This window comes from Oerskovia turbata, from assembly GCF_000718325.1.
Lineage (GTDB): Bacteria > Actinomycetota > Actinomycetes > Actinomycetales > Cellulomonadaceae > Oerskovia > Oerskovia turbata.
Genome location: NZ_JOFV01000013.1, coordinates 117,063 through 129,390, shown reverse-complemented (window position 1 = coordinate 129,390; position 12,328 = coordinate 117,063). Strand labels below are relative to the sequence as shown.

At 72.0% G+C, this 12,328-nt stretch carries 11 protein-coding genes; 3 read left to right on the top strand and 8 right to left on the bottom strand.

The window, feature by feature from the left end:
- Positions 1-104 precede the first annotated feature (104 nt).
- A complete protein-coding gene (locus IE95_RS19725; protein WP_051703142.1) occupies positions 105-1,202 on the top strand; it encodes a CorA family divalent cation transporter in 1,098 nt (365 codons plus the stop codon).
- A gap of 30 nt (positions 1,203-1,232) precedes the next feature.
- Here IE95_RS19725 and IE95_RS0114365 read toward each other — a convergent pair whose 3' ends face one another.
- A complete protein-coding gene (locus IE95_RS0114365) occupies positions 1,233-2,093 on the bottom strand; it encodes an undecaprenyl-diphosphate phosphatase (RefSeq protein ID WP_030152308.1) in 861 nt (286 codons plus the stop codon).
- Between the two features lie 229 nt (positions 2,094-2,322).
- Here IE95_RS0114365 and IE95_RS0114360 point away from each other — a divergent pair, with 229 nt between their 5' ends.
- Entirely contained in the window at positions 2,323-3,294 is a 972-nt protein-coding gene (locus IE95_RS0114360) for an aldo/keto reductase (protein WP_030152307.1), read from the top strand.
- 18 nt (positions 3,295-3,312) lie between these two features.
- On the opposite strand, the gene IE95_RS0114355 is transcribed toward IE95_RS0114360, so the two are convergent.
- The gene (locus tag IE95_RS0114355) at positions 3,313-3,666 is read right to left on the bottom strand and encodes a hypothetical protein (protein ID WP_051703141.1); all 354 of its coding nucleotides are present in this window, start codon (positions 3,664-3,666) and stop codon (positions 3,313-3,315) included.
- A 111-nt stretch (positions 3,667-3,777) separates the two neighbouring features.
- Between IE95_RS0114355 and IE95_RS0114350 the strand changes: the two genes are divergently transcribed.
- Entirely contained in the window at positions 3,778-4,008 is a 231-nt protein-coding gene (locus IE95_RS0114350; RefSeq protein WP_051703140.1) for a DUF5703 family protein, read from the top strand.
- Between the two features lie 19 nt (positions 4,009-4,027).
- On the opposite strand, the gene IE95_RS0114345 is transcribed toward IE95_RS0114350, so the two are convergent.
- From IE95_RS0114345 to IE95_RS0114320, 6 genes are all read right to left on the bottom strand, one after another.
- Positions 4,028-5,374 carry a M20/M25/M40 family metallo-hydrolase gene (locus tag IE95_RS0114345; protein WP_030152304.1) on the bottom strand — a complete coding sequence of 449 codons (1,347 nt, stop codon included), beginning with the start codon at positions 5,372-5,374 and terminating at the stop codon, positions 4,028-4,030.
- A gap of 151 nt (positions 5,375-5,525) precedes the next feature.
- Positions 5,526-7,613 (bottom strand): M3 family metallopeptidase, encoded by a 2,088-nt coding sequence (locus tag IE95_RS0114340; RefSeq protein ID WP_030152303.1) that lies wholly within the window; start codon positions 7,611-7,613, stop codon positions 5,526-5,528.
- Positions 7,614-7,667: 54 nt separating this feature from the next.
- Entirely contained in the window at positions 7,668-8,291 is a 624-nt protein-coding gene (locus tag IE95_RS0114335; protein WP_030152302.1) for a GNAT family N-acetyltransferase, read from the bottom strand.
- Between the two features lie 58 nt (positions 8,292-8,349).
- Complete coding sequence (ald, locus tag IE95_RS0114330; protein ID WP_030152301.1) at positions 8,350-9,465, bottom strand: alanine dehydrogenase; 1,116 nt, start codon at positions 9,463-9,465, stop codon at positions 8,350-8,352.
- Positions 9,466-9,633: 168 nt separating this feature from the next.
- A complete protein-coding gene (locus tag IE95_RS0114325) occupies positions 9,634-10,860 on the bottom strand; it encodes an RtcB family protein (protein ID WP_051703139.1) in 1,227 nt (408 codons plus the stop codon).
- 134 nt (positions 10,861-10,994) lie between these two features.
- On the bottom strand, positions 10,995-12,200 hold the full coding sequence (locus tag IE95_RS0114320; protein WP_420819392.1) for an AI-2E family transporter: 1,206 nt from the start codon (positions 12,198-12,200) through the stop codon (positions 10,995-10,997).
- Positions 12,201-12,328 lie beyond the last annotated feature (128 nt).

Genomic DNA, 12,328 nt, shown 5'->3' with positions numbered 1-12,328 from the left:
CCGGCCTCCTCGACGGTCGCCGTGCGTGGGCGCCCCAGCCCGCCCGACGGCGCCGCGAGCCCGCCCTGGGTGGCGCGCCTGCGACGTCGGGCAAGAATGCAGGGGTGACCGAACCCACACGTCCCCCGGACCCCCGATCCTCCGCACCGGACACCCCCGAGACGTCGCGCACGGCGCCGACGCGCTACAAGGAGCTGTGGGTCGAGGGTGCAGACGGACGCGTGCGACCGGTCGACGGCCGCACGGGGCCGACCGACCGCGCGGACTCCGGCGCTCCGGGTACGGCCGGCCAGGAGAAGGGGGCGCACTGGTACGAGGTCCGCACGCTCGACGACTTCGTGGAGGCCGCAGAGGCGCTCGGCGTGGGTCTGAGCACGCAGTGGGGGCGCGGGCACCTGCCCGTGCACGTGAAGCACGTCAAGCACCCGCTGGCGCACGTCGAGCACATCGGCATGGACTGGCTGCTCGTCGTGACCCCGACCCTGGCCTTCTCCGAGGAGGACCGGCAGGTCAGCACGGGCAGCTTCTGCATCCTCGTCGGACCGGACGTCGTCGTGACGGTCGAGAAGGGCGCCGGAGGCGTCCACGACCGGATGCGCGAGCACCTGACGGGCCCGTCGCACGGGCGCGGCAAGGGCGTCCAGCGCCTCGCGGGCGAAGCGTTGTTCGCTCTCGTGGCGACCGCCTCCGACGTCGAGCTGGCTCTGGGCGACGCGGTCGCCGAGGTCGAGAAGATCGTGTTCGAGCCCCGACGGCACGCCGACCCCGTCCTGCCCATCTACGGTCTCAAGCGCGAGATCACCGAGGCCCGGCGGGCGCTGCTGCCCATCACGGCCGAGCTGCCCGAGCTCGCGTCCGGCAGCGCCCGGTCCCGCATCACGTTCGACAAGCGGCTCATGGACCGCCTGGTCTCGACGGTCGAGCGCATCGACCGCCACCTCGACGCGCACGACGACCTGCTGTCCGACATGCTCTCGGTGCACCTGTCGCAGGTCTCGGTGCGCCAGAACGAGGACATGCGCACGATCAGCGCCTGGGCCGCGATCCTCGTGTTCCCCACGATCGTCGGCGGCATCTACGGCATGAACTTCGACGTCATCCCCGAGCTGCACTGGTCGCTCGGCTACCCGATGGCACTCGTGATCATGGTGGCCGGCTGCCTGGGGCTGTACGCGGCGTTCAAGAAGGTCGGCTGGATGTAGCCGACCCGGCCCACCGGGGCGGGACGCTGGTCAGGCGAGCGGCTGCAGGACACCGAACGTGAGCAGCAGGACCACGACACCGGCGAGCACGAGCCGGTAGATCACGAACGGCGTGTAGCTGAACGTCGAGACGATCTTCAGGAACGCGATGATCACGAGGTACCCGACGACGAACGCCACGAGCGTCGCGATCAGCGTCGCCCCGAAGCCCGGCGAGCCGGGCACGGGGTCCGCCGCGACCGACTTCGCGAGCTGGTAGAACCCCGAGCCGAGGACCGCGGGGATCGCGAGCAGGAACGAGTAGCGTGCGGCAGCCTCCCGTGTGAAGCCCATGAGCAGGCCCGCGGTGATGGTCCCCCCTGACCGGGAGACTCCGGGGACCAGGGCGAGCGCCTGCGCCAGCCCGAACCCGACGGCCTGGCGCGGGGTCAGCTCGTCGAGCGTCCTCGTCTTGGCCCCGACCCGGTCCGCGATCCCGAGCAGCAGCGCGAACGCGGCGAGCATGAACGCCGTGATGTACAGGTTGCGCAGAGAGGCCTCGATCGCGTCCTGGAACAGCAGACCGAGGACCACGATCGGGATCGAGCCCAGGACGATGAACCAGGCCATGGCGGCATGGTGGTCGCCCTTGCCCAGCCGGGCGCGCCAGTCGGTGCCGTTCCCCCCGCGCACCGCACGCCACCAGGCGCGACAGATCGTCGCGATGTCCCGCCGGAAGTACAGCAGGACCGCAGTCTCGGTGCCGATCTGGGTGATCGCCGTGAAGGCCGCCCCCGGGTCCGACGAGCCGATCAGCTCACCCACGATGCGCAGGTGCGCGCTCGAGGAGACGGGCAAGAACTCGGTCAGGCCCTGGACGAGGCCGAGGAGGACGGCTTCCCACGCATTCACGAAGGGCACGATACCGGCGCCGCGAGCCCGGGCCCGGCCGGACAGGCCGGACCGGGGAAAGCGTCACCTGGGCGTCGCCCGGCGGACACCGTGCGGCCACCGCGCAGCCACACCGGGCACCGGCCGGGCACCTGGGGACCCGCTCGCGCGGCCGGAGCGACGGACCTCACCCTCCCGACCGTGCCACGTCTCCGGGCATCGTGCCCGCTTCGCCGGTAACCTGCCGCGCATGGAACTTCGTCAGCTCGGCCGCACCGGCCTTCGCGTCTCACCGCTGGGTCTCGGGACCATGGCGTGGGGTCGGGACACCGACGAGATCGACGCGGCGGAGCAGCTCCGGGACTTCGTCGACGCCGGCGGCAACCTGGTGGACACCGCAGCCTCCTACGGCGGCGGCGCGAGCGAGTCGATGATCGGCTCGCTCCTCGCAGCGGGCAAGGTCGACCGCCACGACGTGCTGCTGTGCACCAAGGCCGGGATCCGCACGACCGCGGACGGCAACACCGTCGACGCGTCCCGCGGCGCGCTCCTCGACTCGCTCGACGCCTCGCTCGCACGCCTCGGGACCGACCACGTCGACCTCTTCCTCGTGCACACCCCGGACCCCCGGACCCCCTTCGACGAGACGCTCTCGGCCCTGCGCCTGGCCGTGACGACCGGGCGCGCACGCTACGTCGGGCTGTCCAACCACCCCGGGTGGGCCGCCGCGCGGGCCGCCGCGACGCTCGACGCGCGCGGCGACGTCGGGCTCAGTGCGGTCGAGCTCGAGTACTCGCTGCTGCAGCGCGGGATCGAGCGCGACGTGGTGCCCGCCGCGACCGAGATGGGCTTCGGGGTCCTCGCGTGGTCACCTCTGGGTCGGGGCGTGCTCACAGGCAAGTACCGCAGCTCCCTGCCAGCGGACTCGCGCGGAGCCTCCTCACACCTGGCGGGGTTCGTCCAGCCCTACCTGGACGGCCCGTCGTCGGGCATCGTCGAGGCTGTCGTGACGGCCGCGAACGGCCTGGGGCGCGCACCGCTCGACGTGGCGCTGGCGTGGCTCCTCGAACGCCCCGGGGTGTCGAGCGCGATCGTCGGGGCCCGGACCCCGTCGCAGCTGCGCGCCTCGCTCGCGGCGAGCGACCTCGAGCTGCCCGACGCCGTCCACCACGCGCTCGACGACGTCAGCGCCCTCTCGCTCGGCTACCCCGAACGCTGGTAGTACGACCCGCGCGGGAGGTCAGCGGCTGACACCGTCGTGGAGGTCGACCTCGTCGAACTCCTCGTCGAGCCGGTCGTCGTCCGAGTCGCCGTCCCGCTCGTCGTCGTCCTCGTCGTCAGAGTCGCCGTCCCGCTCGTCGTCGTCCTCGTCAGAGTCCTCGTCCTCGTCGTCGTCCTCCGCGAGGTAGAACGGCGTGGCCTCGCCGTGGACCTGCGCGAGCGCCTCGTCGTACACCTCGTAGGCGTCCGCGAGCACGTAATAGGCGTCGTCGACCGCGGGGTCGTCCTCGCCACGACGGGCGGCGACGGCGTTGTAGTGGGCCTCCAGGGCCGCGATGAATCGGTCGAGGGCGGCGCGCGGGTCAGCGGTCATACCCTGACGGTAGCCCTGCGAGAGGCACAATGGCACTCGGAATCCCGGCGCGGGAGAGTGAGGTACGGCTCACGGCTCCCCCGCTCACGACCGACCCGAGGACGGTGACAGATGGCGAGCACTCCTCCCCCGCAGCGCGTGGCCCGCGCCGAGACCGGGAGCCAGTACGAGTACCGCGTGCTCACGATCGACCGGTCCGTGAGCCGCCACGACGCCGTCCGTCTCCTGACGGACGAGGCCGAGTACGGGAGGTGGGAGCTCGAACGCACCCGCCTGTACGTGGGCGGTGAGCGGCGCGTGTGGTTGCGCCGCAAGATCATGCGGGTGCGCTCGACGCTCTGAGGCGTCGAGCGCCCGCAGGTCAGCAGGTCCGCAGCAGCCGGTCCAGGACGCGCACGCCGAACTTCAGGGACTCGACCGGAACGCGCTCGTCGACGCCGTGGAACATCCCGGAGAAGTCCAGGTCCGCGGGGAGCTGGAGCGGGGCGAACCCGTAGCCCGTGATGCCCAGGCGAGCGAGCGACTTGTTGTCGGTACCGCCCGAGAGCGTGTACGGCAGGACCGTCGCGCCGGGGTCCTCGGCGTGCAGCGACGCGACCATGGCGTCGACCAGGTCGCCCCCGAAGGGCACCTCGAGCGAGATGTCACGGTGGATGGGCTCGATGCGCACGTGCTCGCCCACGAGGCCCTCGATGACCGAGAGGCCCTCGTCCTCGTGCCCCGGCAACAGGCGGACGTCGACCGCTGCCTCGGCGCGGCCGGGAATCACGTTGGCCTTGTAGCCCGCGCCGAGCTGGGTCGGGTTGGACGTGTGGCGCACGGTCGCGCCGACGAACTTCGCGGCCGGGCCGAGGGCTGCGACGAGCGCGTCGATGCTCGCCTCGTCGCGCGGGTCGTAGGGCAGACCGGTGAGGTCGGCGACCCCTCGCAGCAGCGCGTCGACGGTCGGGGTGACCGTGTAGGGCCACTGGTAGGCCCCGATGCGCGCGACCGCGGCCGCGAGGTGCGTCACGGCGTTGTCCGTGTTGACCTGCGAGCCGTGCCCTGCGCGCCCGTCGGCGACGAGCTTGAGCCAGGCGATGCCCTTCTCGGCGGTCTGGAGCAGGTAGGCGCGCTTGCCGTCGATGTCGACCGAGAAGCCGCCGACCTCGCTGATGGCCTCGGTCGCGCCCTCGAAGATCTCGGGGCGGTGCTCGACGGCCCAGCTCGCCCCGTACGTGCCGCCGGCCTCCTCGTCGGCGAAGAACGCGACGACGACGTCACGGGCGGGCTTGCGCCCCTCGCGGACCATCTGACGCACGACCGCGAGGATCATCGCGTCCATGTCCTTCATGTCGACCGCGCCGCGCCCCCACAGGAGGCCGTCCTTCTCCTCGCCCGCGAACGGGTCGACCGACCAGTCGGCCGCCTGGGCGGGCACGACGTCCAGGTGACCGTGCAGGACGAGCGCGGGCCGCGTGGGGTCCTGCCCCGGCAGGCGTACGACGACGCTCGCACGCCCCGGCGCGGACTCGAACAGCTCGGGGCTCAGCCCGACCTCGTGGAGCGAGGCCATGACGTACTCGGCCGCGGCACGCTCCCCAGGCCCCGACCCGTCCCCGAAGTTCGAGGAGTCGATGCGCAGCAGGTCCTGGCAGATGCGCGCGACCTCCTGCTCGGCGGTCGGTTGGGTCTGCGGCGGGTTCGCGGGGTGGGCGTTGCTCGTCATGGCCACACGGTACCCGCTGTCGTGGCACGCTCCGGGGCACCGGCATCACGTCACGACGCTGCGTCAGCGCCGACGCCAGACGGCAGACGGCAGACGACAGACGCCGGGGTGGACCTCCGGGAGGTCCACCCCGGCGCACCGGGCGGGACGACTACGCGTCGAGCCCGCGACGCGTCAGCAGCGGCGCGATCTCCGGGTCGCGGCCACGCAGGTCCGCGAACGCGACCATGGGGTCGACCGATCCGCCGCGCGCGAGCAGCTTCTTGCGGAACGCGTCGCCGTTGGCCCGGTTCAGGCCACCGTTCTCCTCGAACCAGGTCACGGTGTCCGCGTCGAGGACCTCGGACCAGATGTAGGAGTAGTAGCCGGCCGAGTAGCCGCCGCCGAACACGTGGTTGAAGTACGTCGTGCGGTAGCGCGGCGGCACGGGCGCGAAGGCGACCCCGGCCGCGTCGAGGGCCGCGGCCTCGAAGGGCAGGACCTCGTCGACGCCCGTGGGGACCTGCTCGGGGGCGAGCTGGTGCCAGGCCTGGTCGAGCAGAGCAGCCGCGAGGTACTCGGTCGTCCCGAAGCCCTCGTTGAACTGGCGCGAGGCCAGCATGGTCCGGGCCCACGCGGCCGGCATGGGTTCGCCCGTGACGTGGTGGACCGCGTAGGACGTGAGGATCGCGGGCTCCCAGGCCCACATCTCGTTGACCTGCGAGGGATACTCCACGAAGTCGCGCGGCACCTCGGTGCCCGACTGCGACGGGTAGCGCACGTCCGAGAACAGGCCGTGCAGCGCGTGGCCGAACTCGTGGAAGAGCGTGATGACCTCGTCCCACACGAGCAGCGTCGGCTCACCCGCCGGGGGCTTGACGATGTTCAGGTTGTTCACGACGACGGGGGGCTGGCCGAGCAGGTGGTTCTGGTCGACCAGGTTGTTCATCCACGCGCCACCCCGCTTGGACTCGCGCGTGTAGAAGTCCGCGAGGAACAGCCCGAGGCCGTGGTCGGGCTCACCGACCGGGCCGTCGAAGACCTCGAACACGCGGACGTCGGGGTGGTATCCCACGAGGTCGGTGCGCTCGGCGAACGAGATCCCGTAGAGCAGGTTCGCGGCCTTGAACACGCCGTCGGTCACGACGCGGTCGAGCTCGAGGTAGGGGCGCAGCGCGGCGTCGTCGAGCGAGTAGCGCTCCTTGCGGACCTGCTCGGCGAGGTACGCCCAGTCGGACGCGCGAAGCTCGGCACCGTCGCCCGCCTCGCGGGCGAGCGCGACCTCGAGGTCGCCGGCCTCACGGCGCGCGTTCGCGACGGCCGCAGGGGCCAGGCGCGAGAGCATCGCGTTGACGGCGTCGGTCGTCTTGGCCGTCGCGTCCTCGGCGATGTACGCCGCGTGGTGGTCGTACCCGAGGAGCCGGGCGTGCTCGGCGCGCAGGCGCGCGAGGTCGAGCACGATCTGGCGCGTGTCGTTGTCGTCGCCCGTCGCGCCGCGCGTCACGGACGCCTGCTGGACGCGCTCACGGGTCTCGCGGCGCGCGAGGGACGCGATGACGCCCTGCTGCGTCGGGAGCTGCATCTCGAGGAGGTACTTGCCCTGGTGCCCGCGCGTCGCGGCGGCTGCCGCCGCTGCGGCGATCGCGTCCTCGGGCAGGCCCTCGAGCTCGGCGGCGTCGTCGACCAGGACGCTCGCGGCGTTGGCGCCCGCGAGGAGCTTGCGACCGAACGCGGCCTCGAGCGAGGTCAGCTTCCCGTTGAGGTCGCGCAGGCGCTCCTGGTCCGCGGCGTCGAGCTCGATGCCCGAGCGGCGGAAGTCGACCAGCAGCGTGTGCAGGAGCCAGGCCGTGTCCGCATCGAGCGTGAGCTCGCCGGCGTCGACCTGGTCCTGGAGCGCACGGACGCGCGCGTACAGGCGCGCGTCCATGTAGATGGCGTCGTGGTGCGCCGAGAGCTCGGGAGCGACGGTCTCCTCGATGTCCTCGAGCCCCGGAGTCGAGTCGGCGCTCGCGACGTTGTAGAAGACGGTGACCGCACGGGTCAGGAGCTGTCCTGCGGACTCGAGGGCCTCGAGCGTGTTGGCGACCGTGGGCGCCTCGGGGTTGGTGACGATCTGCTCGACCTCCGCACGCTCGGCCTCCATGCCGGCGCGGAGGGCGGGGAGGTAGTGCTCCTCGCGGATGGTCGTGAAGTCGGGGAGCTGGTACGGGAGGGTGGACGCCGCGGCGAACGGGTTGGCCGGGTCGAGGGTGCTCGTCATGCGTCCTATCTTCACCCGGCGCGCGCCCGGCTCACGACATCATTGTCGGCCGCGTCAGCGGGCCCACGTCTGCCCTGCGTGGTCCCCTGCCTCGGCGGAAGGCCACGGCTCGACCGGTTCGCGCGGGTCGTCGGCGAGCAGCGTGCCGATCCACGCGTCCCGGCGTGCGCCTCGCTGGATGCCGTGACCCCGCACGGTGCCCTCGAGCCGGAACCCGAGGCGCCACGCGACGCGGCGCGAGGCCCAGTTGCCCGTGAACGCGGTCCAGACCACGCGCGACAGCCCCAGCCCCTCGGGGTCCAACGCCCAGTCGACCACGAGGCGGGCGGCCTCCGTCATGAGCCCCTCGCCGCGCGCCTCGGGCGCGAGCCAGTACCCGATCTCGGCCGACGTGTCGCTCGTGGGCGAGGAGTCGAGCGTGATCCCGACCATGCCGAGGACCGGTCCGTCCGGGGCGTCCGGACGGCGGATCGCCCACGTGTGCCCGCGGCCCGTGCGCCACGCCTCCGGAACGATGTCCTCGATGAAGGTCGCCGCGTCCGCACGCGTGTAGGGGCTGGGCACCGTGGTCCACGCGGCGATCTCCGCTCCCTGGCAGAGCGCGGTGATGCGGTCGACGTCCGCCGCGGTGGGCATCGCGAGGTGGACACGTTCGTTGGCGAGGACGAAAGGTTCCATCCGGACAGCATGCCACTGCATGGTGGGCGTCGACAGCGCTTTTCGGGAGCGACCGGCGCTACTCCCCGAGCACGTCCCCGACCCGTGCCCAGGCCAGGTCGAGCGCGGCACCGACCTGCTCGTTGACGAGCGTCCCGGCCACGGTCGTCAACCCGTTGCGCAGCAGCGGGACGCTGCGCAGCGCGCCCGTCCCGCCGTCCGCGAGGAGCGCGAGGTATGGCAGGGTCGCGCTCGTCAGGGCGTGCGTGCTGGTCACAGGGACCGCGCCCGGCATGTTCGCGACGCAGTAGAACGTGGAGCCGTGCACCCGGAAGGTGGGGTCGTCGTGCGTGGTGGGCCGGGTGCCCTCGAAGCATCCGCCCTGATCGACCGCGATGTCCACGAGCACCGAGCCGTGCTTCATGCGGGACACGAGGTCGTTCGTCACCAGACGCGGGGCTCTGGCCCCCGCGACGAGGACCGCGCCGATCACGAGGTCGGCGGCCAGCACCTCCTGCTCGATCGCGTACGCGCTCGACGCGACGGTCCGCACGTGGCCGGCGAACTCCTGGTCGAGCGCACGCAGCGCGGGCAACGAGAGGTCGAGGATCGTGACCTCGGCGCGCATGCCGACCGCGATCTCGGCCGCGTGCCGCCCGGCGGTCCCGCCCCCGAGGATCACGACACGGCCCGGCCTGCTGCCGGGGACGCCGCCGAGCAGCACGCCCGAGCCGCCCGCGGGCCGCATGAGGTGGTAGGCACCCACCTGGGTCGCCATGCGCCCGGCGACCTCGCTCATGGGGGCCAGGAGCGGCAGGGAGCCGTCGGGGGCCTGGGCGGTCTCGTAGGCGACCGCGGTGGTCCCGGCATCGAGCAGCGCGGCCGTGCCGAGGGGGTCGGCGGCCAGGTGGAGGTAGGCGAACAGCAGCAGGTCGTCGCGCAGCAACGGGTACTCGCTCGGCACGGGCTCCTTGACCTTGCACACGATCTCGGCCCGGCCCCAGACCTCCTCGGCCGTGTCCAGGACGTGCGCGCCCGCGAACGCGAAGTCTTCGTCGGAGATGGCCGATCCGGTCCCCGCACCGGCCTGGACGAGGACCTCGTGCCCCGCCGCGACCAGATGATGGGCACCCGCCGGGGTCAGCGCGACGCGGTACTCGTTGTTCTTGACCTCGGTGGGAATCCCGATCCTCATGCCGCCAGCGTGTCGCGTGCACGCCGATCGCGCGCGCCGAGGGCCCCGGGAGCGCACCCTCGTCGAGGGGTACGCTCCGCCGTCGGCCCCCGTCCTGGTGCCGAGAACGGGGTTGAGGTCGCCTCCGACCGGAAGACGACCTCAACCCCGTTCTCGGCACCCGGCCGGTCAGTCGCCCTTGACGTTGACGATCTGGCGCAGGGTGTGGCGGACCTCGACGAGGTCCGCCGCGTCCTGCATGACCCGGTCGATCGACTTGTAGGCGGCCGGGATCTCGTCGACGAACGCGTCGGTGTCGCGGTACTCGATGCCCGCCATGGCCTCGCGCAGCTGCTCGTGCGTGAAGGTCCTGCGCGCCTTGCTCCGCGAGTACTCGCGTCCCGCACCGTGCGGCGCGGAGTCGAGCGCGAGCGGGTTCCCCTTGCCCACGACGACGTACGACGCGGTGCCCATGGACCCCGGGATGAGCCCCGGATCCCCCTCGCGGGCACGGATCGCGCCCTTGCGCGAGACCCACACCTCCTTGCTGAAGTGGTGCTCGCGCTCGGTGAAGTTGTGGTGGCAGTTGATGCGCTCGGCCTCCTCGACGGGGGCGAGCCCCGACCAGGCGTCGAACGCGGCCACGACGCGGTCCATCATCTCCTCACGGTTGAGCAGGGCGAAGTGCTGGGCCCACCGCAGCTCGCGGACGTACGCCCAGAACTCGTCGGTGCCCTCGACGAGGTACGCGAGGTCCTTGTCCGGCAGGTCGATCCAGTACCGGGTCATGAGCTCGCGCGCGACCGCGATGTGGTGCTGCGCGATCTTGTTCCCGACCCCGCGGGACCCCGAGTGCAGGAAGAACCAGACCCGGTCCTCCTCGTCGAGGCTGACCTCGATGAAGTGGTTCCCGGACCCCAGCGACCCGAGCTGCAGGCGCCAGTTCCCGGCGTACCGCGCAGGGTCGAACCCGGCGGTGTCCGCGAGCGCCTCGAGCTCGGCGACGCGGGCCGTCGCCGTGTCGGTCAGGCGCTGGTTGTAGGAGCCGGCGCTCGTGGGCACGGCCTGCTCGATCGCGAGCCGCAGGTCGCGCAGCGCGGGCCCTGCGATGTCGGTCGCCGTGTACCGGGTGCGGACGGCGACCATGCCGCAGCCGATGTCGACACCGACCGCGGCGGGGATGATCGAGCGCAGCGTCGGGATCACGGAGCCCACGGTCGCGCCGAGGCCCAGGTGCGCGTCGGGCATGAGGGCCAGGTGCGGGTGGACGAACGGCATGGTCGCCGTGCGCTCGGCCTGCTCGCGCGCTCCGTCGTCGAGGATCGAGGCCCAGCTCCAGAGGGTCTTGGTCAGGCGGGTCGCCGCGGTCGTCGTGGTCGCCCGGGTGTTCGGGGTCGCCCGGATGTTCGTGGTCATGGCGAGAACTGTGGCAGGCGGCGAGGTGCGGCAGCGAGCGATTTGCGTCGCTCGCGCCCCCCGGCAGGCGAGGCCACGTGCGAGGGGTGCGCGGCGCCGTCGGGCCGTCGTCCTGCCCGACGACGTAGCTCGCCTCAGGCGTCGGCCGTCACCTCGGTGTCGTTCCCCTTGCTGCTCGACGAGCGCTCACGGCCCGACAACGCGATCTCCTTGGCCGTGGGGATCTCCTTCTCCATGGGCGGGTCCTTGCGACGCAGCTTGCTGAACACCGCCCACGCGACCGCGACGAGCGGCACCGACACGACCGCGCCGAGGATCCCCGCGATGAACGTCCCGGACGTCACCGCGAGCGCGACCACGACCGGGTGCAACGAGACCTGCTTGCCCATGACCAGGGGCTGCAGGATGTGCCCCTCGAACTGGCCGATGAGGGCGATGAAAATGCCGACGAGCGCCGCGTTGACGATGCCGTTCGCCGCCAGCGCGACGACCATCGCGACGACCATCGCCGCCGGGGCGCCGATCAGCGGGATGAACGCACCGATGAACACGAGGACCGCGAGCGGTGCCGCGAGCGGCACCCCGAGGACCACCAGGACGATCGCCGCGAGGATCCCGTCGACGAGGGCGATGATGACCGTGCCCCTGGCGTAGCCGGAGAACGTGTACCACCCGGCTCCCCCGGCCAGCGTCCAGGTCTCGCGCGAGCGGGTCGGGAGCTGGTTGAGGAACCACGTCCACATGTCCTTGCCACGCGCGAGGAAGAAGATCGTGCAGAAGATCGCGAGCGCGAGGACCGCGAACGCCTCGAAGACCGAGCCTGCGCTCGCGGCAGCCTGGCTCGCGATGTCTCCCCCGTGCTCGGTGATCCAGGTGCGGGCGTTGTCGATCCAGGTCTCGATGTCCTCAGAGGTGATCGTCACGGGCAGCGGCCCGTTCTCCAGGAAGTCGAAGATCTTCTCGATACCGCTGTTGAACTGCCCGGCGAGGCTCTCCCACTGGCCCGCGACCGAGGTGACGACGTACGTCAGCAGACCGCCGAGCACCAGGAAGGCAGAGAGGAGCGCGAGCCCCGTCGCGAGACCACGCGGCATGATCTTGGCGTACCAGTCGGTCACGGGGTTGAGGACCGAGGTGATGACGAGAGCCAGGAAGACCGCGATGAAGACGATCTGCACCTGCGCGGTCGCGTAGAAGATCAGGCCGACCGCCGCGACCAGCAGCAGGATCCGCCACGACCAGCCCGCGCTCGTGCGCAGCCAGGCCGGCACGGAGTCGTCGACCCCCACGACCGACGGGTTACGGCGTGCGCCCGCGACCTTCTTGGCCGCGGGACTCAGCCCGGCCAGATGCTTGACGGACGCTGCCGGACGGTCGGCCCCGCCCCCCGGGCCGGGCGCCGAGACGTCGTCGGGTCCTGCGTCCTTGTCCTCAGCCACGAGCACCTCATCCGCTGTCGGTCCGCCGG